Below are 594 nucleotides of genomic sequence, written 5' to 3'. Positions count from 1 at the left end.
TACCATGTCCCGCAGAAAAACATCGGGCACATCACGCCCATTCAGGCGCTTATTAGGATTGGCACAAAAAACAACCGGAATTATTCAAAAAGAAAATCTATGATCTATCGGGACTTGACAGGTACTCAACAGGAGATGGGCCTTCTTCCAATGGCCGGCTTCACTCTTGAGTTCACACCAGACTACTCGAACCAGGCGCCCTTTCAGAAAACGGGCCATCAATACCTTACTCCGATAACGCACCTCCTGTTCCTTTCCATACAGAGGCAATGTCACCACCGTGCGTTTCAAATGCGCAATGCGTTTGGGTGTGTACTTTCTCCCGTATTTTCTTGGTCTTCCTCGTTGGCCTTTCTGACGCTTGGGAGGTTCATCACACAACCAGGTATCAATCCTGACCTGACCAATCACATCAAACCCACGCGCCAACATGGATTCGATGAATACTCGCCGCATGTACCAACTATCGACAAGAACACGCACCTTGCGCCCATCCAGCAAGCGATAGATCGCTCGTATCAGGGTTTGCGCCGCTATCAGTTTTCCCGTATTGCCCATGCCAGGAACCAGACGGGTCAACACCGGTAAAGAAAC

General features: G+C 49.8%; 1 protein-coding gene and 1 pseudogene. One reads left to right on the top strand and one right to left on the bottom strand.

Annotated features, from left to right (window positions below; translation table 11 throughout):
• A pseudogene (locus ACOCD2_RS25205) lies at window positions 1-119 on the top strand (IS481 family transposase); the annotation flags it as partial.
• On the opposite strand, the gene ACOCD2_RS25200 reads toward ACOCD2_RS25205, so the two are convergent.
• Window positions 85-558 (bottom strand): transposase, encoded by a 474-nt coding sequence (locus ACOCD2_RS25200; protein ID WP_419584075.1) that lies wholly within the window; start codon window positions 556-558, stop codon window positions 85-87. The pseudogene ACOCD2_RS25205 and the gene ACOCD2_RS25200 overlap by 35 nt on opposite strands.
• Window positions 559-594 lie beyond the last annotated feature (36 nt).

This window comes from Thiolapillus sp., from assembly GCF_048562965.1.
Lineage (GTDB): Bacteria > Pseudomonadota > Gammaproteobacteria > Chromatiales > Chromatiaceae > Thiolapillus > Thiolapillus brandeum_A.
This window is presented reverse-complemented; position numbering and strand designations above follow the sequence as displayed.